This is a genomic window from Streptomyces sp. NPDC006610 (assembly GCF_040611575.1).
Taxonomy (GTDB): Bacteria; Actinomycetota; Actinomycetes; order Streptomycetales; family Streptomycetaceae; genus Streptomyces.
Genome location: NZ_JBEXOP010000001.1, coordinates 97,341 through 123,861 on the forward strand (window position 1 = coordinate 97,341; position 26,521 = coordinate 123,861).

The 26,521-nt window shown below is 73.0% G+C and carries 22 protein-coding genes; 12 read left to right on the plus strand and 10 right to left on the minus strand.

Translation table 11 applies throughout. The features are described from left to right. Positions 1-32: 32 nt before the first annotated feature. Positions 33-890 (plus strand): PHP domain-containing protein, encoded by an 858-nt coding sequence (locus tag ABZY13_RS00460; protein WP_356626425.1) that lies wholly within the window; start codon positions 33-35, stop codon positions 888-890. Positions 891-967: 77 nt separating this feature from the next. Then, the gene (locus tag ABZY13_RS00465; RefSeq protein ID WP_356626426.1) at positions 968-1,576 is read left to right on the plus strand and encodes a MarC family protein; all 609 of its coding nucleotides are present in this window, start codon (positions 968-970) and stop codon (positions 1,574-1,576) included. A gap of 86 nt (positions 1,577-1,662) precedes the next feature. On the opposite strand, the gene ABZY13_RS00470 is transcribed toward ABZY13_RS00465, so the two are convergent. Further along, on the minus strand, positions 1,663-1,815 hold the full coding sequence (locus ABZY13_RS00470) for a hypothetical protein (RefSeq protein WP_356315535.1): 153 nt from the start codon (positions 1,813-1,815) through the stop codon (positions 1,663-1,665). 228 nt (positions 1,816-2,043) lie between these two features. Between ABZY13_RS00470 and ABZY13_RS00475 the strand changes: the two genes are divergently transcribed. Further along, complete coding sequence (locus tag ABZY13_RS00475) at positions 2,044-2,940, plus strand: NYN domain-containing protein (RefSeq protein WP_356626428.1); 897 nt, start codon at positions 2,044-2,046, stop codon at positions 2,938-2,940. Positions 2,941-2,996: 56 nt separating this feature from the next. Here the strand turns inward: ABZY13_RS00475 and ABZY13_RS00480 are convergent, their stop codons facing one another. Together ABZY13_RS00480 and ABZY13_RS00485 are read right to left on the minus strand one after the other, a co-directional pair. Then, positions 2,997-3,926: an alpha/beta hydrolase gene (locus tag ABZY13_RS00480; protein WP_356626430.1), complete on the minus strand. Its 930-nt coding sequence runs from the start codon at positions 3,924-3,926 to the stop codon at positions 2,997-2,999. Between the two features lie 80 nt (positions 3,927-4,006). Further along, entirely contained in the window at positions 4,007-6,376 is a 2,370-nt protein-coding gene (locus ABZY13_RS00485) for a DEAD/DEAH box helicase (protein WP_356626432.1), read from the minus strand. A 561-nt stretch (positions 6,377-6,937) separates the two neighbouring features. Here ABZY13_RS00485 and ABZY13_RS00490 point away from each other — a divergent pair. Further along, entirely contained in the window at positions 6,938-7,693 is a 756-nt protein-coding gene (locus ABZY13_RS00490) for a ferritin-like fold-containing protein (protein WP_356626433.1), read from the plus strand. Between the two features lie 378 nt (positions 7,694-8,071). Here the strand turns inward: ABZY13_RS00490 and ABZY13_RS00495 are convergent, their stop codons facing one another. The 4 genes from ABZY13_RS00495 to ABZY13_RS00510 form a co-directional block, all read right to left on the minus strand. Further along, positions 8,072-8,341, minus strand: coding sequence for a hypothetical protein (locus ABZY13_RS00495; protein WP_356626434.1), 270 nt, complete (start codon positions 8,339-8,341; stop codon positions 8,072-8,074). 191 nt (positions 8,342-8,532) lie between these two features. Further along, positions 8,533-8,760, minus strand: a complete 228-nt coding sequence (locus tag ABZY13_RS00500; protein ID WP_073940165.1) for a DUF3107 domain-containing protein — start codon at positions 8,758-8,760, stop codon at positions 8,533-8,535. 139 nt (positions 8,761-8,899) lie between these two features. Beyond that, a complete protein-coding gene (locus ABZY13_RS00505; protein ID WP_356626436.1) occupies positions 8,900-9,547 on the minus strand; it encodes a TetR/AcrR family transcriptional regulator in 648 nt (215 codons plus the stop codon). A 227-nt stretch (positions 9,548-9,774) separates the two neighbouring features. Beyond that, the gene (locus ABZY13_RS00510; protein WP_356626438.1) at positions 9,775-9,999 is read right to left on the minus strand and encodes a hypothetical protein; all 225 of its coding nucleotides are present in this window, start codon (positions 9,997-9,999) and stop codon (positions 9,775-9,777) included. A 410-nt stretch (positions 10,000-10,409) separates the two neighbouring features. On the opposite strand from ABZY13_RS00510, the gene ABZY13_RS00515 reads away from it, so the two are divergent. From ABZY13_RS00515 to moeZ, 7 genes are all read left to right on the plus strand, one after another. Next, positions 10,410-11,513 (plus strand): alpha/beta fold hydrolase, encoded by a 1,104-nt coding sequence (locus ABZY13_RS00515; protein ID WP_356626439.1) that lies wholly within the window; start codon positions 10,410-10,412, stop codon positions 11,511-11,513. An 8-nt stretch (positions 11,514-11,521) separates the two neighbouring features. Then, positions 11,522-13,135 carry a DUF3152 domain-containing protein gene (locus tag ABZY13_RS00520; protein WP_356626440.1) on the plus strand — a complete coding sequence of 538 codons (1,614 nt, stop codon included), beginning with the start codon at positions 11,522-11,524 and terminating at the stop codon, positions 13,133-13,135. A gap of 222 nt (positions 13,136-13,357) precedes the next feature. After that, on the plus strand, positions 13,358-15,211 hold the full coding sequence (locus tag ABZY13_RS00525; RefSeq protein ID WP_356626441.1) for a DUF3492 domain-containing protein: 1,854 nt from the start codon (positions 13,358-13,360) through the stop codon (positions 15,209-15,211). After that, positions 15,208-16,377 (plus strand): hypothetical protein, encoded by a 1,170-nt coding sequence (locus ABZY13_RS00530; protein ID WP_356626442.1) that lies wholly within the window; start codon positions 15,208-15,210, stop codon positions 16,375-16,377. The genes ABZY13_RS00525 and ABZY13_RS00530 overlap by 4 nt, the downstream gene beginning before the upstream one ends. 165 nt (positions 16,378-16,542) lie before the next feature. Next, positions 16,543-17,583 (plus strand): NAD-dependent epimerase/dehydratase, encoded by a 1,041-nt coding sequence (locus ABZY13_RS00535; RefSeq protein WP_356626444.1) that lies wholly within the window; start codon positions 16,543-16,545, stop codon positions 17,581-17,583. Further along, positions 17,571-18,320: a spherulation-specific family 4 protein gene (locus ABZY13_RS00540; RefSeq protein WP_356626446.1), complete on the plus strand. Its 750-nt coding sequence runs from the start codon at positions 17,571-17,573 to the stop codon at positions 18,318-18,320. The genes ABZY13_RS00535 and ABZY13_RS00540 overlap by 13 nt, the downstream gene beginning before the upstream one ends. Before the next feature lie 99 nt (positions 18,321-18,419). Beyond that, positions 18,420-19,598 (plus strand): adenylyltransferase/sulfurtransferase MoeZ, encoded by a 1,179-nt coding sequence (moeZ, locus tag ABZY13_RS00545; RefSeq protein WP_356626448.1) that lies wholly within the window; start codon positions 18,420-18,422, stop codon positions 19,596-19,598. Between the two features lie 71 nt (positions 19,599-19,669). On the opposite strand, the gene ABZY13_RS00550 is transcribed toward moeZ, so the two are convergent. The 3 genes from ABZY13_RS00550 to ABZY13_RS00560 form a co-directional block, all read right to left on the minus strand. After that, on the minus strand, positions 19,670-21,220 hold the full coding sequence (locus tag ABZY13_RS00550) for an alpha/beta hydrolase (protein ID WP_356626449.1): 1,551 nt from the start codon (positions 21,218-21,220) through the stop codon (positions 19,670-19,672). A 136-nt stretch (positions 21,221-21,356) separates the two neighbouring features. Next, positions 21,357-22,907: an alpha/beta fold hydrolase gene (locus tag ABZY13_RS00555; protein WP_356626451.1), complete on the minus strand. Its 1,551-nt coding sequence runs from the start codon at positions 22,905-22,907 to the stop codon at positions 21,357-21,359. 98 nt (positions 22,908-23,005) lie between these two features. Beyond that, positions 23,006-25,702 carry a lysylphosphatidylglycerol synthase transmembrane domain-containing protein gene (locus ABZY13_RS00560; RefSeq protein ID WP_356626453.1) on the minus strand — a complete coding sequence of 899 codons (2,697 nt, stop codon included), beginning with the start codon at positions 25,700-25,702 and terminating at the stop codon, positions 23,006-23,008. Positions 25,703-25,888: 186 nt separating this feature from the next. Here ABZY13_RS00560 and ABZY13_RS00565 point away from each other — a divergent pair, with 186 nt between their 5' ends. Continuing rightward, positions 25,889-26,272 carry an MGMT family protein gene (locus tag ABZY13_RS00565; protein ID WP_356626454.1) on the plus strand — a complete coding sequence of 128 codons (384 nt, stop codon included), beginning with the start codon at positions 25,889-25,891 and terminating at the stop codon, positions 26,270-26,272. The last annotated feature ends 249 nt before the right edge of the window (positions 26,273-26,521 follow it).

The window sequence follows — 26,521 nt, forward strand, 5'->3', positions numbered from 1 at the left end:
CGCTGCCCGTCCCACCGCTTGGAGTCCGTGTCGTGCGCATAGACCTGCACACCCACTCCACCGCGTCCGACGGGACGGACACCCCCGCCGAGCTGGTGCGACACGCCGCCGCCGCGGGGCTCGACGTCGTCGCCCTCACCGACCACGACACCACCCGCGGCCACGCCGAGGCACTCGCCGCCCTGCCGGAGGGGCTGACCCTCGTCACCGGCGCCGAGCTGTCCTGCCGTCTGTCCGGTGTCAGCATGCACATGCTCGCCTACCTCTTCGACGCCGAGGAGCCCGCGCTGCTCGCCGAGCGTGAGCTGGTGCGCGACGACCGAGTGCCGCGGGCCAAGGGCATGATCGCCAAGCTGAACGCGCTCGGCGTGCCGGTCACCTGGGAGCAGGTCGCGCGGATCGCCGGCGACGGCTCGGTCGGACGGCCGCACGTCGCCTCCGCGCTGGTCGAGCTGGGCGTCGTGGAGACCGTGGGCGACGCGTTCACCCAGGAGTGGCTGGCAGACGGCGGGCGGGCCTTCGTGGAGAAGCACGAGACCGACCCCTTCGAGGCGATCCGGCTGATCAAGGATGCCGGGGGCGTCGCCGTGTTCGCGCACCCGGCCGCATCCAAGCGGGGCCGTACGGTGCCGGATGCGGTGATCGCCGAGCTGGCCGCCGCCGGGCTCGACGGCATCGAGGTCGACCACATGGACCACGACCCGGACACCCGGGCGCGGCTGCGCGGCCTGGCCAAGGAACTGGGGCTGCTCGTCACCGGCTCCAGCGACTACCACGGCAGCCGCAAGACCTGTGTGCTCGGCGAGTACACCACCGACCCCGAGGTGTACGGCGAGATCACGCGGCGCGCGACCGGGGCGTTCCCGGTGCCGGGGACCGGCGGGGCCTGACCGAGGCGCACGGCGTTGTGCCGCGCCCGCCCCCGTTCCCCCTTCTCATTCCTCAGCGCAAGGCCAGTACCACCCTTATGTTCGACGTCGCCGTCTTCGGCTCCCTCTTCGTCACCCTTTTCGTCATCATGGATCCCCCAGGGATCACCCCGATCTTCCTCGCCCTGACTTCCGGGCGGCCCGCCAAGGTGCAGCGGCGGATGGCGTTCCAGGCCGTGTGCGTCGCCGGCGGCGTGATCACCGTCTTCGGGCTGCTCGGGCACCAGATCCTCGCCTATCTGCACGTCTCCGTGCCCGCGCTGATGATCGCGGGCGGGCTGCTGCTCCTGCTGATCGCGCTCGACCTGCTCACCGGCAAGACGGACGAGCCCAAGCAGACCAAGGACGTCAACGTCGCCCTCGTACCGCTCGGGATGCCGCTGCTGGCCGGGCCGGGCGCGATCGTGTCGGTCATCCTCGCCGTCCAGAAGGCCGACAGCGCCGCCACACAGCTGTCGGTGTGGTCGGCGATCCTCGCCATCCACGTCGTGCTGTGGCTGGTGATGCGCTATTCGCTGCTGATCATCCGGGTCATCAAGGACGGCGGCGTGGTGCTCGTGACACGGCTCGCGGGCATGATGCTCTCCGCGATCGCCGTGCAGCAGATCATCAACGGCGTGACGCAGGTGATCCGGGCCGGCGGCTGACCCCGCCGTCCCCGGCGCATACAGCGCGGCCCTCACCGGAAAGGCTCCCGGTGAGGGCCGCGAAGTGTGTGAGAGTACGATCCGCGTTACGAGGCCGGGGTCCCGGCCGGGCGGATCCACAGGCGCTGGCCGATGGCGGCAGCCTGCTGCACGATCCGGTTGACGGAGGCCGCGTCCACGACGGTGGTGTCGACGGGCGTGCCGTCGACGTCGTCGAGGCGCATGATTTCGAAGCGCATGGGGCTTCTCCCTTCGTCTGGTCATCCTCCTGAGGAGAACTACTGGGTGGAGTCCCGTGCGGCGGAAGTGCCCCGGGTTCCATACGTATGCAACAGGCCGACTGTTACGAACATTCCCTATGCTAAATAAATTTTTCGAACGACTAATTACTGACCGGTAAGCTGCTCGTTCGAGACTAACCGGGACCGGTTGTGTTCGCAGCGTGACCACCGGAACAATGGGTGATGATGAACGACGACCTCGCGGCCCTGGCCGCCCGCATCGACCGCACGAACGAGCTGCTCCAGCGGATGCTCGCCGAGGTGGCCAAGACGCCCTCGACCCACGCGATCTTCGTCGACGCCGGGTACCTTTACGCCGCCGCGGGACGGCTCGTCGCCGGCACCGAGGACCGGCGGGCGTTCGACCTGGACGCCGAGGGGCTCATCGACGCGCTCATCGACCGGGCCCGCACGATCTTCGCCGACAGCCGGCTGCTGCGGGTCTACTGGTACGACGGCGCCCGCCGCCGCATCCACACAGCCGAGCAGCAGACCATCGCCGAACTGCCGGACGTCAAGGTCCGCCTCGGCAATCTCAACGCCAACAACCAGCAGAAGGGCGTCGACTCCCTCATCCGCACCGACCTGGAGTCCCTCGCCCGGCATCGCGCCATCAGCGACGCGGCCCTCCTCGGCGGCGACGAGGACCTGGTCTCGGCGGTCGAGGCGGCGCAGGGCTACGGGGCGCGGGTGCACCTGTGGGGCATCGAGGCGCCCGAGGGCCGCAACCAGGCCGAGCCGCTGCTGTGGGAGGTCGACAGCCAGCGCACCCTCGACCTCGACTTCTTCAAGCCGTACGTCGCCCGGCGCACGGCCGCCGCCTACGAGGCCACCGCCGCCGCCCGCCCCACCCGCGAGGACGTCCGCTTCATCGGCGCGCAGATCTCGGCGAAGTGGCTCGCGGCACGGGGCCGGGACGCCCTGGTCGAGCTCCTGCCCGGGCACCCCTATCTGCCGGGCTCGGTGGACCAGGACCTGCTGGTGGAGGCGGAGGGCATGCTCCAGTACTCCCTGCGCGGCCAGGCCGACCTGCGGCGGGCGCTGCGGGACGGGTTCTGGGAGCACCTGCAGACGCAGTACTGAGCGGTACCAGCGGTACTGGCAATACGGGCCGACGGCCGACGGCCGTACGGGCGGCGTCAAGCGGCGGGGGTGGTGGGGTCTTCGGCGTCGTCGGCGGCGGTGCGGGGTGCGGTCGTGGGGGCGTGGGCGTCCCAGAAGTCGGCGACGGCCCGGGCCGTCGGAAGCGGGCGGTCCGCGTTCGGCGAGTGCTCGGCTCCCTTGACGACGGTGCGGCGCGCGCCCAGCCGGTCCGCCATCTCGTCGAGGAGCGGCAGCGGCCAGGTGTCGTCGCGCTCGCCCGACAGCACATGGACGGGAAGCGGTACGGCGGCCAGCTCGGCGACCCGGTCCGGCTCGGTGCACAGCTGCCGGCCCGTGGCCAGCAACTGCGCGGGCCTGTTGCCCAGCCAGCGGCGGCGCAGCAGCTCGGGGCCGCCGATGCCGCGTGCCGGACCGCCGACCTCCTCCGGCGGTCCCATGGCCCCGATCGCCTCCCACACCTCGGCCATCGTCATCGCGGAGAGGGCGTCGTGCAGCAGCTTCACGCGCTGCTGCTGAGAGACGGAGATCTGCGCGGGGCCCGACGACATGAGCGTCAGCGAGCGGAACGGGCAGTGGTCGAGCAGCACCGCCGCCCGCGCGATCTGGCCGCCCAGGGAGTGCCCGAGCAGATGCACCGGCGCGGTGCCGAGCGCCTGTGCCTGTGCGAGGACGTCCAGCGCCAACTCGCGCTGCCCGTAAGCGGTTTCGTCGTCGACCGGTCCGTCCGACTCGAACTGTCCGCGGCCGTCCACGGCGACGGTGCGGTATCCGCGCTCCGCGAGCCGTCCCTGCATCAGGCGGAAGTCCTCCTTGCTGCCGGTGAACCCGGGCAGCAGGAGCGCGACGCCCTTCGGCTCGACGCCGGGGGCCGCGGGCACGTCGACGACGGCGAAGTCCCCGCGGGCGGTGCGCAGGAAGCGGGCGTGGGCGTCGGAGGGCGGTGCGGGAGGCGTCGGGGTGCTCACCCGGGGCAGGGTAGCGGGAACGCCGACGGCCCGGTCCCACGCGGGGTGGGACCGGGCCGTCGTACGGGTGCTCGCGTGGATCAGCCGTCGCTGGGCTCCGCGGCGACCGTCGCCTTGCGGATCCGGCGGCGCGGCTTCGCCTCCGGCTCCTGCGTGGACTGCGCCGGGATCCCGGCGGTCGCCTCGGGGGCGGCGGCCGGGGCGGTCGCGGCGGTTTTGCGGGTGCGGCGGGCCTTCGGCTTGGCCTCGGCGGCGTCGCCGGCGGCCGTCGCCGTCTCCGACGGTGCCGTGGCCGCATCCGTGGCCGTGGTCGCTGCCGCGGTCTTGCGGGTGCGCTTCGGCTTGGCCTCCGCTGCCTGAGCGGTCTCGGTCGTCGCCTCGGGGGAGGGGGCGGCCGTTGCCGTCTTGCGGGTGCGGCGGACCTTGGGCTTGGCCTCGGCGCCCTCGGCAGTGTCGACGGCGGCTTCGGCGGTGGCCTCCGGGGCGGCCGCGGCTGCCTTGCGGGTACGGCGCGGCTTGGCGGCGGGTGCCTCCGTGGCCTCCGCTGCCTCGGCCGTCGCCTCGGCGGCCTCGGGGGCGGTCGTGGTCGCTGCCGTCTTGCGGGTGCGGCGGGTCCTCGGCTTGGCCTCGGCGCCCTCGGCCGTCTCGACGGCGGCCTCGGGGGCCGTGGTCGCTGTCGTCTTGCGGGTGCGGCGGCGCGCCGTGGTTTCCACCGTCTCCACCGTCTCCGCCGGCTGCGTCGCCTGCGGGGCGGACGCGGCGGTCGCCTCTGCGGCCCCGGCCGTCTCGGCGGGGGCGGCGGACGCCTGAGCCGTCTTGCGGACGCGACGGCGGCGCGGCTTCGCCGCGGTCTCGTCGGCGTCCACGGCGGCGGACGGGCCCTCGGCCGTCTCCACGGCGGTCCGTGCGGCCTCGGCGGCCGGGGTCTCGACCGCTGCCGCGACCGTCGCCGTCGCTTCCGCCGGGGTGCCGCCGCGGGTGCGGCGACGGCGGCGCAGGGTCCGGGGAGCGGTCAGCTCCTCGGCCGTGACCTCCGCGGTGGCGGTGGGCTCGGCGGTGACCGGAGCCGACGCGGGCGTCTCGGTGAGCGGCGTACCGCCTCGCATCCGACGGCGGCGGCGCGGCGTTCCCGCGCGCTCGCCGTCGTCGGAGCGGGACTCGTCGCGGCTCTGACGGCCGTCACGGCTGTCGCGCCCGTCCCTGCTGTCCCTGCCGTCACGGCCGCCTCGGGTGCCGCGTCCGCGGCCACCCCGCCCGCCCGGCTCGCCCAGGTCCTCCATCTCCTCGGCCGCCAGGCCGGCCCGGGTGCGCTCCGCGCGCGGCAGGACGCCCTTGGTGCCCTCGGGGATGCCGAGGTCGGAGAAGAGGTGCGGGGAGGTGGAGTACGTCTCCGGCGGGTCGGCGAAGTCGAGGTCCAGCGCCTTGTTGATGAGCTGCCAGCGCGGGATGTCGTCCCAGTCGACCAGGGTGATCGCCGTACCCTTGGCGCCCGCGCGGCCCGTACGGCCCACCCGGTGCAGGTACGTCTTCTCGTCCTCCGGCGACTGGTAGTTGATGACGTGCGTCACGCCCTCGACGTCGATGCCGCGGGCGGCGACGTCGGTGCAGACGAGGACGTCGACCTTGCCGTTGCGGAACGCGCGCAGCGCCTGCTCGCGGGCGCCCTGCCCGAGGTCGCCGTGGACCGCGCCGGAGGCGAACCCGCGGCGCTGGAGCTGCTCGGCGATGTCGGCCGCCGTGCGCTTGGTGCGGCAGAAGACCATGGCCAGTCCCCGGCCGTCGGCCTGCAGGATGCGCGCGACCATCTCGGGCTTGTCCATGTTGTGCGCGCGGTAGACGAACTGCTTGATGTTCGCGACCGTCGCGCCCTCGTCGTCCGGCGCGGTGGCGCTGATGTGCGTCGGCTGCGACATGTAGCGGCGGGCCAGGCCGATGACGGCGCCCGGCATGGTGGCCGAGAACAGCATGGTCTGGCGGCGGGCCGGAAGCAGGTTGATGATCTTCTCGACGTCGGGCAGGAAGCCCAGGTCGAGCATCTCGTCGGCCTCGTCCAGGACGAGCGACTTGATGTGCTTGAGGTCGAGCTTCTTCTGGCCCGCGAGGTCCAGGAGTCGGCCGGGGGTGCCGACGACGACGTCGACGCCCTTCTTGAGTGCCTCGACCTGGGGTTCGTAGGCACGGCCGCCGTAGATCGCGAGGACGCGGACGTTGCGCACCTTGCCCGCGGTCAGCAGGTCGTTGGTGACCTGGGTGCACAGCTCGCGCGTGGGGACGACGACGAGCGCCTGCGGGGCGTCGGTGAGGTCCTCGGGCTCGGCGCGGCCGGCCTCGACGTCGGCGGGGACGGTGACGCGGTCGAGGAGCGGGAGGCCGAAGCCCAGCGTCTTGCCCGTGCCGGTCTTGGCCTGGCCGATGACGTCCTTGCCGGAGAGGGCGACGGGAAGCGTCATCTCCTGGATGGGGAAGGGGGTGACGATGCCGACGGCCTCCAGGGCCTCGGCGGTCTCGGGCAGGATTCCGAGGGATCGAAACGTCGTAGTCAGGGTGCTGCCTCTTCTGTGTGTGCGGTGCGAGGCGAGCGCGGGGGTCGTGTCGGACCGTGCCGGGGACGTCGGCCGCCGTGTTCGGTCGGGCCGTGTGGCACGGGACCACTTCCGACGCTCTAGCGTTCGTACCGCTGAGGGGTCCCTCCGATCGTCGTACGCACTGTGCCGTACGGTCAGGGAGAGCTGTCGGGTCGGAGCCGATCGGGCCACCGACCGGGCATCCTCATACGTGCGGCCTGTCGAGATACGTCCGATTCCGCTGGCGTACTCAGCAGGCGCATTACCACCATACCCCGGATTGGCGCACACGCGATGGCCGATTCGGTCACGTTGTGGTCGTCACACCTGCCGACCCGGTCCGCCGGGTGTCGTGCCCGTACCGATTCCGGCGGTCCCGCGCGTCTGCGTCGTCCCACTGGTGACCAGGGACTTCCGCCGTGCGGTGAGCGGGCTATTGTGCGCTGCATGACCACCTCTGACAGGCCCGAGAACGCCTCCGACAGCCCCGACGAGTCCGCCGCCCACACGGGGATCGCCGCCCAGGACTGGGCGACCGCCTCCGCCGATCCGCAGTACCGGGCCGCGGTCGTGGACCTGCTCGGCGCGCTCGCGTACGGGGAACTCGCGGCGTTCGAGCGGCTCGCGGAGGACGCCAAGCTGGCGCCGACGCTGGAGGACAAGGCGGAGCTGGCGAAGATGGCGTCGGCGGAGTTCCACCACTTCGAGCGGCTGCGGGACCGGATCACCGAGATCGGCGAGGAGCCGACGGCGGCGATGGAGCCGTTCGTGGCCGCGCTGGACGGCTTCCACAAGCAGACGGCGCCGTCGGACTGGCTGGAGGGCCTGGTCAAGGCCTACGTCGGCGACTCGATCGCCAGTGACTTCTACCGCGAGGTGGCGGTACGGCTGGACTCCGACACCCGGTCCCTGGTGCTGGCGGTGCTGGACGACACCGGCCACGCCGGCTTCGCCGTCGACCGGGTGCGCGCGGCGATCGACGCCGACCCGCGTGTGGGCGGGCGGCTCGCGCTGTGGGCGCGGCGGCTGATGGGCGAGGCGCTGTCGCAGTCCCAGCGGGTGGTCGCGGACCGCGACGCCCTGTCCACGATGCTGGTGGGCGGCGTCGCCGACGGCTTCGACCTCGCGGAGGTGGGCCGGATGTTCTCCCGCATCACGGAGGCCCACACGAAGCGGATGGCCGCGTTGGGGCTGGCGGCTTAGGCGGTTCGGGGGCGGTGGGCCGGACGGCGGTTGGGCCGGATGGCGGTTTGGCCCGACGGCAGTTTGGTCGGACGGCGGTTCAGTCCGGTTCGGTCCGATGGCCGTACGGTCGGACGGCGGTCCGCTCCATTGCGGTGGGGTCGGGCGGAGCCCTTGGGGCTTCGCCCGCGCGGTCGGCGGCGGCCGGTGGTGTGGTCGATGGCGGCGGCCGACGGGTGCGGTCGGCGGGCAGCGGGGCGTCACGGGCGGCCGTCCATCGGTGCGCAGGGCACGGACGTCATCGCGGCGTCGTGTGTCCGCCGCGGCCTGCGGACGGTGCGGCTGCGGGCCTGCCGCGGAGGTGGACCGCCCGCCGCAGGCGATCGCGGCGGCGGTCGTTCAGGCCGTCGCCGAGCGGCGGCGGAGTCTTCCCGACGGGCGCACCAGCAGCGACAGCGACGCCGCCGAGACGATCGCCGCACCGGCCAGGACCAGCAGAATGCCCCCGGCCTCCAGCGCGCCGTGCGTGACGAAGGCGCCGAAGAGGGCGCCGGCGATCCCCGTGGACAGGACGAGCGGGCGGGCCGGAAGGCGGTGCGGCAGGCGACGGGCCAGGGCCCACGACAGGGCCAGGCCGAGGATCGCGGAGCTGAGCGCTTCCAGGAGCATGTCGGGGTCCTTCCACACGGCCGGTCTGCCCTGATCGGTCGTAGCCCGTCCTACCCGTGGCCTGCGGAATGCAATCCTCCCCTGTGCGCGAGTCGTGAGCCGTTCGTGAAGCCGGGGGCCTCCGGGAACGCCGGAGCCCGACGGTCCTGAAAACCGCCGGGCTCCTGTGCTCGGGTCGTGCTCGGGTCCGGCTACAGCGCGCCGAAGCCCACCTTGCGCGGGGCCGGCTCGCCCAGCTCGACGTACGCGAGACGGTCGGCCGGGACCAGCACCTTGCGGCCGTGCTCGTCCACGAGGCTGAGCAGCTGCGACTTGCCGGCCAGTGCCTCGGCCACCACGCGCTCGACCTCTTCGGCGCTCTGACCGCTCTCCAGAACGATCTCGCGCGGCGCGTGCTGCACGCCGATCTTGACCTCCACGGCTATGTCCCTCCGACGGTCAGTGAAGTGCGCGGACGTCCGCGCCGTACCCAGCACACATTAGCCCGGTGAGGGGACCGGCACGCTCTGCCCGGGCACGCCGGTAGCGAACAGCGGGCGGGAACGGAACCGGAACCGCTCAGTGGTGCTGGTGCTCGGTGCCGTGCAGCGGGAAACCGGCGATGCCCCGCCACGCCAGTGAGGTCAGCAGCTGGACCGCCTGGTCGCGCGGAACGCTGCGGTCGCTGTGCAGCCAGGACCGGGCCACCACCTGGGCGAGGCCGCCGAGACCGGACGCGAGCAGCATCGACTCCGCGCGTGAGAGGCCGGTGTCCTCGGCGATCACGTCGCAGATCGCCTCCGCGCACTCGTTCGTCACCTTGTCGACGCGTTCGCGCACGGCCGGCTCGTTGGTCAGGTCCGACTCGAAGACCAGGCGGAACGCGCCGCCGTCGTCCTCGACGTACGCGAAGTACGCGTCCATGGTCGCCCGTACGCGCTGCTTGTTGTCGGTCGTCGACGCGAGCGCGCTGCGCACGGACTGGATGAGGGACTCGCAGTGCTGGTCCAGCAGGGCGAGATAGAGGTCGAGCTTGCCGGGGAAGTGCTGGTAGAGCACCGGCTTGCTGACCCCGGCGCGCTCGGCGATGTCGTCCATCGCGGCCGCGTGGTACCCCTGGGCCACGAAGACTTCCTGGGCGGCTCCCAGAAGCTGGTTCCTGCGGGCACGGCGCGGCAGGCGCGTACCTCGTGGGCGTGCCGCCTCTGTCTGCTCGATGGCTGTCACGCCGCCTCCCAAGATCGTCCACATGCGGTGTGCGCCGCGCGGCCATCGTACTTTTCGGTAACCGTGCTGTGCGCGGTGCGAGCGCAGAATTTCACGGACCGGACGGCTATGAAAACGACGCAGAAGGTTTGAAACAGGTGCACAGCGGGCAAGGATCGGCCTCGTTCCTGCTCGACGGCAAGCCGCACGGCGTCCGGTGGTGAGCCGGAGGTTTCAGCGGCGCCGGCTTACCGGTAGTCGTCCTCGTCGAGCGAGACGATCCGGGCCTGCTCCACGAGGTCCGCCTCGTTGGCCCGGTCGGGGTCGACGCGGGTCAGCGGCTCGTCGCGCTCGGGCGCGATGTCCGCCTGCTGTTCCGCGGCGTCCCCCTCGGGGGCCTCGACGCCGATCTCCTGGGCCTGTGCGGTCTCCTCGTCCTCGAACGTCTCCGGGTCGGTGGGGTCGACGGCCATGGTGGGCTCCCTTCCTACGAACGTCCCTGAAGCAGCAGGGGCCACACGCGGGTGCCCTCTTTACGAGCCTAGGAGACACCCGATCCGGACGCTATGCGATCCGCGTCCGGATCGTCACGCGGTGCGCACCCCTGACGCCGTCCGGCCGCGCGGCGGCGGGACCGGACGGCGGTGTAGTGGTCCGATCCGGCGGTGGTGCCGGTCCGGCGGTGTGGTTCGTGCCGGTCCGGCGGTCGTGCCGATCCGGTGGGATCGTGTGTGTGCGGATGTGTGGTCACCCCTGCGTATATCCGCGCCACGCTTGGGATCACTCCTGCGCGGATGCGGTTCTGTGCGGATTCGGTGAGACCGCGCGTGCCTGTGAGGGCGAACACATGAACCGTGGCGTGATCGTCTCGTAACATTGCCGCATGTCTTCGACCGAGATGCCGTACGTGCCGACCACCAACGTGCTCCCGAAGGTGGCGCCCGTGAGGGTCGCGGAGGGCGAGCGGCTCAGGTCGGTCCAACTGCCCGGCATCTCGCTGACCGTTCGCGCGCGGCCGCCCGTGCGCGAAGGGCTTCAGCCCGCGCTGTTCGTGCACGGTCTCGGCGGTTCCTCGCAGAACTGGTCGGCGCTGATGCAGCTGCTCGACGCGGACCTCGACTGCGAGGCCGTGGACCTCCCCGGCTTCGGCGACTCCCCGCCGCCGGACGACGGCGACTACTCGATCACCGGGCACGCGCGCGCGGTCATCCGCTACCTGGACGCCTCCGGCCGGGGCCCCGTCCACCTGTTCGGCAACTCGCTCGGCGGCGCGGTCGCCACGCGCGTGGCCGCCGTCCGGCCCGACCTCGTCCGGACGCTCACCCTGGTGTCGCCCGCGCTGCCGGAGTTGCGCGTGCAGCGCACGGCCGTGCCGACCGCGCTGCTGGCGGTGCCCGGCGTGGCCCGGCTTTTCACCCGGTACACGACCGGCTGGACGGCGGAGCAGCGAGTGCGGGGTGTGCTCGCGCTCTGCTACGGGGATCCGGGCCGGGTGACGCCGGACGGCTTCCGGCACGCGGTGGAGGAGATGGAACGGCGGCTGCAACTGCCGTACTTCTGGGACGCCATGGCCCGCTCCGCGCGCGGCATCGTCAACGCCTACACGCTGGGCGGTCAGCACGCGCTGTGGCGTCAGGCCGAGCGGGTGCTCGCCCCCACGCTCCTCATCTACGGCGGCCGGGACCAGCTCATCGGCTTCCGCATGGCCCAGAAGGCGGCCCGCTCCTTCCGCGACTCCCGTCTGGTGACGCTCCCGGACGCGGGGCACGTGGCGATGATGGAGTACCCGGAGACGGTCGCCATGTCGTTCCGGCAGCTACTGGCGGAGAGCGGGCGGAGGAAGGCGGCGGAGCCGCAGGGCGGGCGAGCGGAGACCGCGTCGAACGCGGGGGCGCGGGCGGAGACGGGCCCGCATCCGGCGGGTGGCGGGGCGTCTGCCGATAGGGTGTCCGCCAGTGGAGCCGATTCCGCGAGCGCGGGGAGCTGAGACGCGAGGTGGGACGCCATAGTCGCCGGGGCCCGGCACCGAAGGGTGAGGCCCCGGACAAGAAGGCCCGCAGTCGCGCACCCGGGCCCGCCGGGGGGCCCCAGACCCCAGTACCGACGAGCGCCGCGCCCGCTGACGACGCGGTGCCGCGTTCCGTCGAGGGGACGGCGGTCTTCGGGGCGCCGGGGCAAGGGCTTCCGGGCCTGGGGGTTCCCGGGCAGGGGGTTCCGGGGCGGGGAGTGCCGCGTCCGCCGGACGGCACGCCGGCGCACGGGCTGCCGCGGATGGGCGACGGTACGCCTGCTCATGGCTTCCCGCGGGTGGCGGACGGCGCGCCCGCGCGTGGGGTGGCTCGGTTCCCCGATGGCACTCCGGCGCAGGGGGTGCCTCGGTTTCCTGACGGCACTCCCGCTCATGGGCTGCCTCGGTTCCCTGACGGCACGCCGGGCACTCCGGCTCGTGGCGTCCCCCGTTTCCCCCACGGCACGCCCGCGCACGGCATTCCGCAGGTCCGCGGTGGACACCCGGAGCAACGGGAACCCGGTGGCGGCTGGGGCGAGTTGCCCGGGCAGCGGCCCGTCCACGGGGCCCGAGGCACCGGCGCCGCGTTCCCCCGGCAGCGGCAGGCCCCGCCCGGACGGGGCCCGAGGCAGGAGTACCTGGACGCCTTCGGCGAGGACGACGACACCGACGCCGACGACGTATTCACGCCCCGTACGCCCTCCGTAGGCGCCCCCCGCGCCACCGCCTCGTCCCCGTCCGACGCCGACCCCGACGACGCGCCGCCCACCGGGCCGCCCGCCGAGCCCGCCAGGGGCGGCAAGGGCCGCGCGTTCACCGGCATCGCCGCCGCGGCCGTCATCACCGTGCTCGGCCTGATCGTCGCCGGTCAGGTCGCGGACCGCCGTGACGACACCGACGTGGAGACGCAGTCGGCCACCGACCCGGCCAGGGACGCCCGCGACTTCGCCTCGCGCGGGGACGGGCGTCCGACGGCCCCCGCCGCGCCGAGCGCGACACCGCTGACGTACGAGCAGAAGATGGACCGTACGTACCCGCTCGACCCGTCCCTCAAGGGCTCGGGCAGGTTCGACGCGATTGCGGGCATCGACAAGGCGCCCGGCTCGGGGCAGAAGTACACCTACCGCGTGGACGTCGAGCAGGGCCTCGGCCTCGACGGCGAGCTCTTCGCCGAAGCCGTGCAGAAGACGCTGAACGACGACCGCAGCTGGGCGCACAACGGGGGCCGCACCTTCGAGCGGATCCACTCCGGCAGACCCGACTTCGTGATCACACTCGCGAGCCCGGGTACCACCGCCGAGTGGTGCGCCAAGTCCGGCCTGAACACCACCGTCGACAACGTCTCCTGCGACTCGGCCTCCACCGAGCGCGTGATGATCAACGCCTACCGCTGGGCCCAGGGCTCGAAGACCTACGGCGACAAGATCCACGCCTACCGCCAGATGCTGATCAACCACGAGATCGGCCACCGCCTCGGCTACTCCCACGTCACCTGCGACAAGCAGGGCGAACTGGCCCCGGTCATGCAGCAGCAGACGAAGTTCCTGGAGTACGACGGCATCCGCTGCAAGGCCAACCCCTGGCCCTATCCGCGCGGTTGAGTCCTCGACGCACACCGACGCACGCCGGCGTGACCATGTGCGGACGTCCGATCGCTTAGCGCGGCCTAACGCGCACCGCACGGGAAAGTCACGTCCGTTCACCCCTTTTGGTGGTGCGACGGACAACCGTCCATCGCGCCACCGGCCTGTCCGCTTACGTTTCGTTCCGCTGCGAGCCGCGGACAGGGGCGGCTCCCCCTACGGGAGATCGAGGTGGCACTCGTGCGGATCGGACTGCTTACGGAGGGTGGTTATCCGTACGTGAGCGGTGACGCCAGGCTCTGGTGCGACCGGCTCGTGCACGGGCTGGCGCAGCACGAGTTCGAGGTGTACGCGCTCAGCCGCAGCCGCCGTCAGGAGGAGGGCGGGCTGGTCCCGCTGCCGCCACAGGTCCGCCGGGTGCGTACGGCGCCGCTGTGGACGGCCGGCGAGGACCACGGCCGTGCGGGCTCCGGCGGCGCCGTCTCCGGCCTTCTCGGTCCCGGCCGTCTTGATTCTGGTCGTCTTGATGCTGGAGGACCTGATCCGGATCGCCTCGGCTTCGGTCGTCACGGCCGCCGCCTCGGCCGTCGTGCGCGCCGGCGGTTCGGGGAGTGGTACGGCGAACTGGCCGCCGTCCTCTGCGCCGGGGGGTCCGCAGAGGCCGCCTCCGACACCTCCGCCGTCTCCTCCGACGTAGAGGCGGACCGTTTCGGCAACGCTCTGTACGGCCTCGCCGAACTCGCCCGCGACGAGGCCGGACTGGCCGTCGCCCTCCGCTCCGAGACCGCCGTACGCGCCCTGGAGCGCGCCTGCCGGGCCCCCGGCGCGTCCGCCCCGGCGCACGCCGCGCGCGTGCCCGACCTGCTCGCCGTCGCCGCCCACCTGGAACGCGCCCTGCGCCCCCTGTCCCTCGACTGGTACGAGGACGACGGGCTCGGCTCGGCCGACCTCTGCCACGCCGCGTCCGGCGGTGTCGCCGCGCTGCCGGGCCTGCTCGCCCAGCACTTCTCGGGCGTTCCGCTGCTCGTCACCGAGTACGGCGTGCACCTGCGCGCCCACTACCTCGCGGGCCCGGCGTCCGGGCCCGCCGCGCCGTCTGCCGCGTCCCCTGTCCGCGCCCTGCTGGCCGCCTTCCACGGCCGCCTCGCCGCGGAGACCTACCGCCGGGCCGCGCTCATCACCCCCGGCAACGCGCACGCCCGCCGCTGGCAGGAACGCTGCGGCGCCGACCGCTCGAAGCTGCGCACCGTCCACCCGGGCATGGACGCGACCCCGTTCGCCGAGGTGGGCGAGTCGCCCGAGCGCGGGGCGCCGGACACGCTGGTCTGGGTGGGCCGCGTCGAGCCGGCCAAGGACCTGATCTCCCTCCTGCACGCCTTCGCGGAGATCCGCCGGACTGCGCCGAGGACCCGGCTGCGGATCGTCGGCTCCCCGTCGGGCCCCGACGGGCCGGCCTATCTGGCGCACTGCCGCGCCCTGGCCGCACAGCTGTTCCCCGACGAGGCGGACGGCCTGCACTCGGTCGGCGACAACCCCGTCCGCTTCACCGAGATCGGCGACCCGGAGACACCGACCCTCGCCGAGGCCTACGCCTCCGGTGCCGTCGTCGTCCTGTCCAGCGTCGTGGAGGGCTTCCCGGCCGGCCTGGTCGAGGCCATGTTCTGCGGGCGCGCCACGGTGTCCACGGACGTCGGCGCGGTCGTGGAGGTCATCGGCGGAACGGGGCTCGTCGTGCCGCCGCGCAACCCGCGGGCGCTCGCCGAGGCGTGCGCGGCGCTGCTGCGCGACCCGGAGCGCCGCGCACGTCTGGGCGCCGCGGCGCGCGCCCGCGCCCTGGAACTGTTCACCGTCGAGCAGAACGTCGACGCGTTCCAGAGCATCTACCTGGAGATCGTCTCGCGCTGCCCGGTTCACCGCGTCGTCCTCGACGCGACCGGCGAGCCCCTGCCGTTCGCCGTCCCCGCCGAGGCGTACGTCCCCGGTCGCTGGACCGGCTCGGCGGCACGGCCCGACGCGGACGGCGGCCCGGTCCGATCCGGGGGGCCGCCGGTGCGGGCCACGACGGCCGGATGGGCCGTGGGAGGCGCGCGATGACCGGAACGGAGAAGCTGGACCGCCCCGGCAGCCGTCCCACGGCCCCGCGCGGCGCCGCGGATCCCGTGAAGGCGCTGATGCACCGTCACCGCGACCTGTGCGCACGGGCCGTGGACGCCCTGGAGATCGCGGCCGGCCTGGAGGCGCACGGCGTCACCGACCGCGCCGCCGGCCGGTACCGCCACCGTGACGTCTTCTCCCTCGCCGAGGAGATGTACGCCCGCGTCCCCCGCGACGCCGACACCTCCCGGCGTCCCGCACCTCCCTCCCCCGCCGTGCCTCCCCTGTCCGCCGCCCGCCGTCACGCCGGCTGGATCCTCCGCACCCTCCTCCCCGGCGCCCTCTGCGCCGCCGTCCTCGCCGCCCTTCCACTCGCCCACGGCCGAACGCGCCTCCTCGTCGCCGTCACGGGTCTGCCGGCCGTGGCCCTCGCCCTGCGCGCGGCCCTCTCCCGCGGCCCGCTGAGCCCACGGACGCCGAGGACGGGCCCACCCACGCCCCGCCGCACCCTGCCCGCGGCCTGCTGGCTCGTCGCCTACGCCGTCCTGGGCGACGGACTCCTGCACTGCGCCGTCACCGGAGGTCCCGACGGCCTCCCCGGCACGGCCCCGGACGCCCCGTGGCCCCTCGACACCGCCCCCCTCCTCACACTCACCCTGGCCGTGGCCCCCGCCGCCTGGTGCGCCCACCTCTTCACCGCCGGCGCCCGGCGCAGACTCGCCGACAGCAGAGCCCTCGCGGAGTTCGCCACCTCCGTACGCCCCCTGCTCCTCGGCACGTGCACGCTCTTCCTGGCCGCCCTCGCCGGACTCGCCGCACTCACCGCGACCGCACTCGACGAGCAGCCCGCCCACGCCGAGGTCCTCACCCTGGGCGGGCTGCTCCTGCTGGCCCGCCTCCTCACCGTCCAGGGCTTCACCCACGCACCCGGCGTCGTCCTCACCGCGGCGGCCGGCGCCCAGGCCGTCGTCCTCGCCTCGGTCTTCGCCGCCCGCCTCCCGCACTGCGACGCCCTCGCCACCCCCGTCCAAACCCTCCTGGACGCCTGGGGCCCGGGCGGCGTACAGGTCCTCGCCTGCGGTGCGGCGGCGCTGACCCTCCTGGTCCACGCGAACCGCACCCTCACCCGCGCCTCGGCCCACGCCCCGCCGGAGCGCCCATGGTGAACGCGCCCTCCTCACCTCCCCGCCTGCCACCCCCCACCACGGACCACCCCCGCCGCAGGCACCCGACGGCCCGTCCGCCGGAGGCATTCGCACCACCCCCGCCGAAGGAGAACACGAGATGACCACCTCCCGACCCGCCGCCTCGGCCGCCCCGGGAGCCGCCCGATGAGAGTCCTGCTGATCGGAGCCAACGGCTACCTCGGCCGCTTCGTCGCCGACCGCCTGCTCGCCGACCCGGCCGTCCAGCTCACCGCGCTCGGCCGCGGCGACGACGCCGACGTCCGTTTCGACCTCGCGTCCGGCAGCCCCGGCGCCCTCACCCGCTTCCTCGACGCGGTCCACCCCGGCGTCGTCATCAACTGCGCCGGCGCCACCCGCGGCGGGGCCCGCGAGCTCACCCGGCACAACACCGTCGCCGTCGCCACCGTCTGCGAGGCACTGCGCCGCAGCGGCTGCGGAGCCCGCCTCGTCCAGCTCGGCTGCGCCGCCGAGTACGGGCCCAGCCAGCCGGGATCGTCCACGGCCGAGGACGCCGTCCCCCGTCCCGGCGGCCCCTACGGCGTCAGCAAGCTCGCCGCCACCGAACTCGTCCTCGGCTCCGGCCTGGACGCGGTCGTGCTCCGCGTCTTCTCACCGGCCGGCCCCGGCACCCCTGCGGGCTCCCCGCTCGGCCGCCTCGCCGAGGCCATGCGGCGCGCCCTGCAGACCGGCGACGGCGAACTCAAACTCGCCGGTCTCGGAGCCCAGCGCGACTTCGTCGACGTCCGGGACGTGGCCCGCGCCGTGCACGCGGCCTCGCTCTCCGCCGCGCAGGGCGTCATCAACATCGGCTCCGGCCGCGCGGTGCGGCTCCGCGAGGCCGCCGCGATCCTCGCCCGCGTCGCGGGTTACGGCGGCGCCCTGCACGAACTCGACGCTCCGCCGGGCCTGCGCCCCACCATCGGTCACCCCCGTCCCGAACCGCTCGCCCACGCCCTGGGCCAGCGCGATCCCGACCAGCCGGCCCACCTCGCCCACGGCCCCAACGGAGGCCCCCCGGCGCACGCGGCCCACGTCTCCCCGGCCGCCTACCCGTACCCGGACGGCTGCGGCAGCTGGCAGCAGGCCGACATCCGCACCGCCCGCGACCGGCTCGGCTGGCGTCCCCGGATCAACCTGGAGGAGTCCCTCGCCGACATCTGGATGGAGGCGGCATGCCGCATCTGACCAGCCCCGCAGCGACGGCGGCGAGCACGGCGCTAGGCTCCGCCCTGGGCATCCCCGGCTATGCGCATCCCCTGGTGGCACCGACCGAATGGGGCGAGCTCACCCGACCCGGCCTGCCCCTGCACTGGGTCGTCCTGAACGTCGCCGACGGCCCCGGCGCCCGGCCCGACCCGCACTGCCTGGAAGCGGCCGGGCGGCTGCGCAACGCGGGCGTCCGCGTCCTCGGCCACCTGGACGCGGCGTACGGCGCCCGGGTCTTCAGCGAGGTGATCTCCGACGCGCACCGCTATCTCGACTGGTACCGCGTCGACGGCTTCTTCCTGGACCGCTGCCCCGCCGAACGCGCGGTCCTCCCGGACATCCGCCGCGCCACCACCGCGCTGCGCGCGCTGCGTGACGATCCCCACATCGTCCTCGGCCACGGGGTCCACCCCGACCCGGGGTACGCCGACTGCGCCGACCAGCTCGTCACCTTCTCCGGGCCCTGGAGCGACTACCGCTGGTCGCAGGCGGCGGAGTGGACCGCGGACCATCCGCCCGAGCGTTTCTGCCACTTCGTCCACGGCGTGCCCCGGGGACACCTGGAGGAGGCGCTGCGGATCGCCCGCTGGCAGGGCGCGGCGACGATCTACTTCACCGACCGTACGGACGGCCGCGGCCGGGCCGGCCCGTGGGAGACCATGCCCGGCTACTGGGACGAAATCGTCTCGCGTATCGGACCTGGTGTCTCGGAATGAAAAAGGCCGTGGCAGTGTTACGGACTGAACAACGTCCCCCACTCCCGACCTCGGTCGGGCGGGGGGACCCTCATTGATTAACCGACCAACGGAGTCCCCGTGTCGCTGCCACCCCTGGTCGAGCCGGCTGACGAGCTCACCGTAGACGAGGTTCGCAGGTACTCCCGCCACCTGATCATCCCCGATGTGGGGATGGACGGGCAGAAGCGGCTCAAGAACGCCAAGGTGCTCTGCGTCGGTGCCGGCGGCCTGGGCTCGCCGGCCCTGATGTACCTCGCCGCGGCAGGCGTGGGCACGCTGGGCATCGTGGAGTTCGACGAGGTCGACGAGTCGAACCTGCAGCGCCAGATCATCCACAGCCAGTCCGACATCGGCCGCTCCAAGGCCGAGTCGGCCCGCGACAGCGTGCTCGGCATCAACCCGTACGTCAACGTCGTCCTGCACGAAGAGCGGCTTGAGGCCGACAACGTGATGGACATCTTCAGCCAGTACGACCTGATCGTCGACGGTACGGACAACTTCGCGACCCGCTACCTGGTCAACGACGCGTGCGTGCTGCTGAACAAGCCGTACGTGTGGGGTTCGATCTACCGCTTCGACGGCCAGGCCTCGGTGTTCTGGTCCGAGCACGGCCCCTGCTACCGCTGCCTCTACCCGGAGCCCCCGCCCCCCGGCATGGTCCCCTCCTGCGCCGAGGGCGGCGTGCTGGGCGTGCTGTGCGCGTCGATCGGCTCCATCCAGGTCACCGAGGCCATCAAGCTGCTCGCCGGCGTCGGCGAGCCGCTCGTCGGCCGTCTGATGATCTACGACGCCCTGGAGATGCAGTACCGCCAGGTCAAGGTCCGCAAGGACCCCGACTGCGCGGTCTGCGGCGAGAACCCGACCGTCACCGAGCTCATCGACTACGAGGCCTTCTGCGGCGTCGTCTCCGAGGAGGCCCAGGCGGCGGCCGCCGACTCGACGATCACTCCCAAGCAGCTCAAGGAGTGGATCGACGACGGCGAGAACATCGAGATCATCGACGTCCGCGAGACGAACGAGTACGAGATCGTCTCCATTCCGGGCGCCCGGCTGATCCCGAAGAACGAGTTCCTCATGGGCACGGCGCTGGAGACCCTCCCGCAGGACAAGAAGATCGTCCTGCACTGCAAGACGGGTGTCCGCAGTGCGGAAGTCCTCGCGGTCCTCAAGTCCGCCGGCTTCGCCGACGCGGTTCACGTGGGCGGCGGCGTGATCGGCTGGGTCAACCAGATCGAGCCGCACAAGCCGGTGTACTGAACCACGGCCCACCGTGCTCTCCGTCCGGCGGTGGCTGCGCGCGCCAGGTGTGCGGGCAGCCACCGCCGGCGTCATGAGCAGACCTTGCCGTCCTTGGGCACCGAGCCGTCCAGGACGTAGGCGTTCACCGTGGAGTCGACGCAGTCGCTGCCGCTCCGGTAGGCGCCGTGGCCCTCGCCCTTCCAGGTGAGCACCACACCGACTCCCTCGCCCAGCTCGTCCGCCATCCTGCGGGCGCCCTCGTAGGGCGTCGCCGGGTCGCCGGTGTTGCCCACGACGAGGATCGGCGGGGCGCCCGGGGCGCTCACCTCCGGGGTGTCGAACTGCCCGGGCACCGGCCACTCGTGGCACCAGCCCGCCGTGTCCCAGCCCAGGAAGCGCCCGAACACGGGCGAGAGCTTCTCGAACTCCGGCAGCCGCTTCTTCGCCTCCTCCGGGGTCGGCCGCTGCCTGTCGTCCAGGCACGATATGACGCGTTGGGAGTGGGTCCCCGTGCCGTAGCGCCCCGAGGCGTCACGGTCGTTGTAGCTGTCGGCGAGTGCCAGGAGACCGGAGCCGTCGCCCCGTTCGGCCTCCTTCAGGGCGCTGGTCAGGACCGGCCAGCCGGACTTGCTGTAGAGCGGCACGACGACGCCCAGCACCGCGAGGGTCTGGGTCAGTTTCCGCCCGGAGGACGTCGGCAGCGGCCGGGCGTCGATCTCCTCCAGCATGTCCGCGATCTTCCGGGTGCCCTCCGCCGGGTCCTGGCCCGTCGCCTCCAGGTAGTCGTCGAGGGCGCGCTGGAAGCCCAGGGCCTGGTTCTTGGCGTGGCCGATCGTGTCGGCGCTCGGGTCGACGACGGCGTCGAGCACCATCCGGCCCACGTTCCGAGGGAACAGGTGAGCGTAGACGCCGCCGAGCTCCGTGCCGTAGGAGATGCCGAAGTAGTGCATCTTCGCGTCGCCGAGGACGTGGCGCATCAGGTCCATGTCGCGGGCGGTGTCGGTGGTCGACACATGCGACAGCAGCTTCCCTGCGTCCCGCAGGCAGCCCTGGCCGAAGCGGGCGGCGTCCGCGAAGAACGCCGTCTCCTCGGCGGGGGTGTCGGGGGTGACGTCCACCGCCTCGGCGGCCTGGATCCGCTTGTCGTCGCGGCAGCGGACGCCTTCGCTGGCGCCGACTCCGCGCGGGTCCCAGCTGACCAGGTCGTAGCGGTCGCGCAGCTTCTCGTAGTCCGGGCCGAACGCGGGCAGCCCCGACAGGCCCGAGCCGCCGGGGCCGCCGAAGTTGAACAGCAGGGAGCCGATGCGGTCGTCGCCCTCGGCCGTCGCGCGGATCAGGGCGAGGTCGATGGTCTCGCCGTCGGGCTTCGCCCAGTCCAGTGGCGCCTTCAGCGTCGCGCACCGCCAGTCGTCGCCCGGAGCGGAGCCGCCGTCGCCGCCCTCGCAGCGGCCCCAGTCGAGTTGCTGGGAGGTGAGCGAGGCGGGCAGAGGGCGACCGGACTTTGAGGTGGGCGTCCCCGTGGGACCGGGGGAGGACGGGCGGTTCTCCTCCCGTCCGCCGTCCGACGAACCGAGGCCGCAGCCCGACGCCAGCAACGCGGCGGCGGCGCTCAGCGCCGTCCACCGTGCGAAACGCACCATGGATCCATCCCCCCTCGCAAGCCGTTCGCAGTCGGTCGCGAACAGCGGTGATGCCATCGTATGCGGCGCGAGCAGAACCCGCCGAAGCTTGTGGATAACCTTGTGACCTGCGGTTTCCGGCAAGGGCAGGGTGGGTTCAGGAGCAGATGGTGCCGGGGTTCGGCAACTTTCCGTCGAGGAGGTAGCCGTTGACGGCGTCCTGCACGCACGTGCTCCCGCTGTCGTACGCCCCGTGCCCCTGACCCCGGTACGTCAGCTCCCGGCCGACGCCCTCGCCCAGCGCCCGCGCCATCCGACGGGCGCCCTCGTAAGGAGTGGCCGGGTCGCCGGTGTTGCCCACCACGAGGATCGGCGCCGAGCCGGGCGCGCTCACGTCGGGACGGTCCGCCTCGCCCGGGGTCGCCCAGCCGGTGCACCCGACCAGGCCCCAGGCCAGGTAGTCGCCGAACAGGGGTGACGCCTTTCGGAACTCGGGCAGCCTGCGCTCGACGTGCTCGACGGAGTAACGGGGCCTGTCGTCGGCGCAGTTGATGGAGACGTTCGCAGCGGTGAGGTTGCTGTACCGGCCGTTGGGGCTGCGCCCGTTCAACGAGTCCGAGAGCAGCAGCAGCGTCCTGCCGTCGCCGTCGTAGGCCTGGTCGAGGCCTTCGGTGAGGTACTCCCAGAAGTCCCGGGAGTACAGGGCCTGCGCGATGCCGCCGGTCGCGGCGCTCTGGGTCAGCTCACGCGGGAAGACCCCGGGGATCGGCTCGGCGTCGAGCTTCTCGAGCAGTGCGGCCATGCGGTCCTTGACGTCCTGGGCGCTGTCGCCGATCGGGCACTGCGGCTGTCGCGACGCGCAGTCCTCGGCGAAGTTGTCCAGCGCCCTCTGGAAGCCCTTCGCCTGGCCGAGCGAGCCCTGTTCTGGGGTCTGCGTCGGGTCGACGACCGCGTCGAACACGGCCCGGCCCACGTTCCGCGGGAACAGGTGGGCGTAGACGCCGCCGAGTTCGGTGCCGTAGGAGAGACCGAAGTAGTGCAGTTTGTCGTCGCCGAGCACCTGGCGCACGAGGTCCAGGTCGCGGGCCGCGTCGGTGGTGCGTACGTGCGGCAGGATCCGCCCGGAGTTCTTCTCGCAGGCCGCGTTGAACCTCTCGGCGTCCTCCAGCAGCTCGGCCCGCTCGGCGGCGTCGTCGGGGGTGGCGTCCTGCTGGAAGTAGGCGTCGAGCTGCTGGTCGTTCAGGCAGCGCACGCCGGCGCTGCGGCCGACGCCGCGCGGGTCGAAGGCGACCAGGTCGTAGCGGGTGCGCAGTTTCTCGTAGTCCGTGCCGAAGGCGGGCAGCGTGCTCACGCCCGAGCCGCCGGGACCGCCGAAGTTGAAGACGAGCGAGCCGATGCGGCTGTCCGCGTCGCCACTGGCCCGCGCGCGGATCAGCGCGAGATCAATGGTGTCGCCCTTGGGGTCGTCCCAGTCCAGGGGCGCCTTCATGGTGGCGCAGCGCCAGTCGTCGCCGCCCGGCAGGGGAGAGGGTTCGTTGCCGCCGCCCTGGGCCGCGGAAGGGGCGGGGCAGTCCTCCCAGCTCAGTTTCTGCGCCGTGAGGTCCTCGTCCTCGGTGGTGTCGTCGACGCCGCAGGCCGCCAGGGCGGAGGACAGCAGCAGGACGGCGGCGGTCAGGGCGGCGGCGCGCAGCCGGGACGGGTTCGGCATGCACTCATCCTGCGGTCGCGCCCGTCCGGCCGCTCGGGGCACGGGCCGTACGAGGTACGCCGCGCGGACGGTGGCCGGCACGCGCGCGTACCGGCCGCCTACAGGGCTCCCTTGCGGGTGAGGTGGTTGAAGGCCAGCCAGCCGGGCAGCACCGGCAGCCACAGCGTCAGCAGCCGGAACAGCAGCACGGCCGGAGCGGCGACCTCGCTGGGCAGGCCGACGGCGATCAGACCGACCGTCAGGGTGGCCTCGACGGCGCCCACGCCGCCGGGCGTCGGGGCGGCCGAGCCGAGGGCGTTGCCGGCCAGGAAGACCACGGCGACGCTGGCGAGGCTGATCGACGTCGTCTCGTCGCCGAAGGCGCGGATCGAGGCGTCCAGGCACATCACGAAGCAGGCGGTCAGCAGCAGCATGCCGCCGATGCCGGTGACCAGCTTCTGCGGCCGTTGCAGCACGTCCAGCATGCGCGGCACGACCCCGGCGAACAGCGACCGCACGCGCGTGACGACGAACTTGCGCAGGAACGGCACCGAGGTCACCACCAGCATCAGCACCGCCACCGTCAGCAGACCGGCGATGACCGTCCGGGACGGCGACAGCGACGGCGTCTTCTCGGTGCCGGTGAGGTAGCCGAAGGACAGCAGCATCAGGATGTGGCAGCCCAGGCCGAACAACTGCGACGCGCCCACACTGGCCACCGCGAGCCCCGGACGGACCCCGGCCCGCTGGAGGAACCGTGTGTTGAGGGCCACGCCGCCCACCGCGGCCGGCGCCACGATCTTCACGAAGGATCCGGCGACCTGAGCCGCCACGGTCCTCGGGAACGGCACCCGCTCGGGCACGAAGCCCAGCAGACTCATCGCGGCGGCGACATAGCTCAGCGCCGAGAACAGCGCCGCCGCGACGACCCAGCCCCACTCGGCGTTGGCGATCAGGGGGCCGAACTCGATGTGCGTGAGCTGGGTCAGCAGGAAGTAGGCGCCAATGGCGCCGGCGATGAAGCTGATCAGTGTGCGCGGCCGGACACGCTCCAGGCGGGCCGGCTCGACCGGGGCCTGCGGTCGGATGAGCAGCACCTGGTGGCGGATCTGGGTCAGCAGATCGTCCTCGCGCGCCTCGTCCAGGGCCTCGTCCAGCGCCCGCTTCTCGGCCCTGGCCTGCGCGCGTACGGCCTTCTTGTCGGGCTTGTCGAGGACCACCGCCGTGCTGCCGCCGTCCCCGGCCGCCTCCGCGCGGGCCAGCTTCGCCTGCCGGGACGCCTCCAGGACCGCCTCGCGCTCGCGGTCGGCCCGCTCGCGGGCCAGCCGCCGCAGGGTCGCGCGCGTGCTGCGCGTGAGCGCGATCGGCTGGAGCATCGGCAGACAGTTCGCGACGGCGTCCGGGCCCAGCACCTCCACCGCGCAGGCCACCGCGCGCTCCGCGCCCACCCGCAGCGCGAGCGTCGTCATCAGCTGGGCGACGTCCATGCGCAGCAGCAGATCGCCGGCCGCGATCTCGCCGCCGCGCAGATCGGTGAGGATCACCGTGCCGGAACGATCCACCAGGATCGCGTCGCCGGCCAGCCTGCGGTGCGCGATCCGCCGGGACTGCAGGGCGCGCACCTGGTGCCAGGTGCTGCGCAGCAGCTCGTCGGTGATCTCGTCGTCGTCCAGCGAGTCGAGGGTGCGTCCGCCGGTGTGCTCGTAGACGAGCATCACGGCGTCGGGGCCGAGCTCGGAGGTCGCGATCAGCTTGGGCGCGTTGGCGCCGGCCGCGATGGCCGCGTACGCCAACAGCGCCTCCTGCTCCAGGGCCTGGCGCAGCGACTGGAGGCTGCGGCGGGTGGCGAAGCCGCGCAGCGTCAGATTGCGCCACACCCGGTAGAAGAAACCCTGCGCCTGCTGCTCGCGGTCGACCACCGTCACGTCCAGCGGTGGGCCGTCCTCCAGGGTGACGAAGTAGCGCCGGCCCCGGTCGCCGCCGTCCGCCGCGTCCGGGGTCTCCTCGCGGGCGGCGCTCACGGGGCGGAAACCGACCGTTCTCAGGCCCGCCATGAGGGTGCGGCCGGTGGGGCGGACGTTGGGCGAGCCGACCGCGTACAGGGTGCCGTAGGCGACGGTCCAGCCGATCAGCACCGTCAGGATGATCGAGAAGGGCGTGGTGTAGCCGGTCACCAGCATCGAGAAGGCGTCCAGCAGCAGCACGATCCACAGGACCGCCCGCCAGCGTGGTCTGCGGGACATGCCGACGGCCGTCATGTACGCGATGACGGGGGCGAGATAGCCGTGGACCGGGTCGGTGAGGGCGTTGATCTCGCCGGGGGAGGGCTGGGTCAGCGCCTCCTGGATGGAGTCGGGCGCCGCCCTGGCGACCCACAGATCGGTGGCGAGCGTCACGCCGTGCGCGAGGACCGCCGCGAGCACGCCGTCGGCGATGCGCAGCCCGTCGCGCTTGATCAGCCGCTCGATCGCGAACGCGACCGGCACCAGCAGGATGGCGATGCTGGACGCGAGCCCGGCGATCTTGATGAGCAGGTCGGGAGCCTGCCCGGTGCCCTTGGTGATGTCCTGTTCGAGGCCCGAGGTGGTGCCGTGCGCGAACGCGGCGATCGCCAGCAGCACGGCGACGGCGAGCACGCCCACCAGGAGCCGCATCAGATCGGAGGGACGGTGCACGCGCGCGGGGAGCAGCGGTTCGTCGCCCTCGACCTCGTCGGCTCTCGTCACCGGTGTGTCGTCCCCTTCGGCGGCGTCCGGGCGCGACGAGGCGGCAGAGGCGCCCTCCGCGTCCTCGGGGTGCACGCCCTGCTGCTTCATCGTCTCTTCTTGGTCTCGTATCACCGGTCACCGCCCGCACGATGGTGGCATGCCCCACCGGCACCCGGGGGCGGCAGGGTGCGAACGCGGGGGCGCACAGTCTGCCGGAAGCGCCTCCCGGTGGCGAGGGCGTCCCGTGACGGCGGGCACGTCGCATTGTCGGTGGGGTGGGGCAGTATGGGGCGAATGAGCGAGGAGAGCCTTCCTGACGACGCCCGCGCGGAGTACGCCGACGAGCTGCCGGAGTACGCCGAGCGGGTCCTCGACGTCGCGGAGATGATCCCGGCCGGACGCGTGATGACGTACGGCGACGTCGCCGAGTGGCTCGACGAGGGCGGCCCGCGTCAGGTCGGCCGGGTGATGTCCCTCTACGGCGGCGGTGTCCCCTGGTGGCGGGTCGTCCGCGCGGACGGTCTCCTGCTCCCGGGGCACGAGCTGGAGGCGCTCGGCCGCTACCGCGCGGAGGGCACGCCCCTGAAGGAGGCCGGCCGGGCCGCCGACGGCCACCTGCCGCGCCTCGACATGAGACGCGCGCGGTGGGACGGCGAACGCGCGAAGGGTCACACCTGACAGCTTCCGCCATCGGACGCCCGCGCGGGCACCGCGTGATCCGTACGGGGGAAACAGGGCACGCCCCCGGCATGACGTACGTTCGAGGGGCAAGGGACGCGCGGGTCCGGTGAGCCGCGAGGGAACAACCGGAAGCTCCGCTTCCGACCCCTCCGTCGGCGTACCGTCGGCCGCACGGACCCCCTTCACCATCCCGCCACCGCCGCCCGCACGCGACGGTCGGCCGACCAGCAAACCCACCAGGACCGG

What these genes read in the sequence shown, in the direction of transcription:
- ABZY13_RS00475 (WP_356626428.1), top strand. Translation starts at nt 2,044, where the DNA reads ATGAACGACGACCTCGCGGCCCTGGCCGCCCGCATCGACCGCACGAAC.
- ABZY13_RS00510 (WP_356626438.1), bottom strand. Translation starts at nt 9,999, where the DNA reads ATGGCCGTCGACCCCACCGACCCGGAGACGTTCGAGGACGAGGAGACC.
- ABZY13_RS00470 (WP_356315535.1), bottom strand. Translation starts at nt 1,815, where the DNA reads ATGCGCTTCGAAATCATGCGCCTCGACGACGTCGACGGCACGCCCGTC.
- ABZY13_RS00490 (WP_356626433.1), top strand. Translation starts at nt 6,938, where the DNA reads ATGACCACCTCTGACAGGCCCGAGAACGCCTCCGACAGCCCCGACGAG.
- ABZY13_RS00530 (WP_356626442.1), top strand. Translation starts at nt 15,208, where the DNA reads ATGACCGGAACGGAGAAGCTGGACCGCCCCGGCAGCCGTCCCACGGCC.
- ABZY13_RS00485 (WP_356626432.1), bottom strand. Translation starts at nt 6,376, where the DNA reads ATGACGCTTCCCGTCGCCCTCTCCGGCAAGGACGTCATCGGCCAGGCC.
- ABZY13_RS00540 (WP_356626446.1), top strand. Translation starts at nt 17,571, where the DNA reads ATGCCGCATCTGACCAGCCCCGCAGCGACGGCGGCGAGCACGGCGCTA.
- ABZY13_RS00555 (WP_356626451.1), bottom strand. Translation starts at nt 22,907, where the DNA reads ATGCCGAACCCGTCCCGGCTGCGCGCCGCCGCCCTGACCGCCGCCGTC.
- ABZY13_RS00550 (WP_356626449.1), bottom strand. Translation starts at nt 21,220, where the DNA reads ATGGTGCGTTTCGCACGGTGGACGGCGCTGAGCGCCGCCGCCGCGTTG.
- ABZY13_RS00560 (WP_356626453.1), bottom strand. Translation starts at nt 25,702, where the DNA reads ATGAAGCAGCAGGGCGTGCACCCCGAGGACGCGGAGGGCGCCTCTGCC.
- ABZY13_RS00465 (WP_356626426.1), top strand. Translation starts at nt 968, where the DNA reads ATGTTCGACGTCGCCGTCTTCGGCTCCCTCTTCGTCACCCTTTTCGTC.
- ABZY13_RS00515 (WP_356626439.1), top strand. Translation starts at nt 10,410, where the DNA reads ATGTCTTCGACCGAGATGCCGTACGTGCCGACCACCAACGTGCTCCCG.
- ABZY13_RS00495 (WP_356626434.1), bottom strand. Translation starts at nt 8,341, where the DNA reads ATGCTCCTGGAAGCGCTCAGCTCCGCGATCCTCGGCCTGGCCCTGTCG.
- ABZY13_RS00535 (WP_356626444.1), top strand. Translation starts at nt 16,543, where the DNA reads ATGAGAGTCCTGCTGATCGGAGCCAACGGCTACCTCGGCCGCTTCGTC.
- ABZY13_RS00565 (WP_356626454.1), top strand. Translation starts at nt 25,889, where the DNA reads ATGAGCGAGGAGAGCCTTCCTGACGACGCCCGCGCGGAGTACGCCGAC.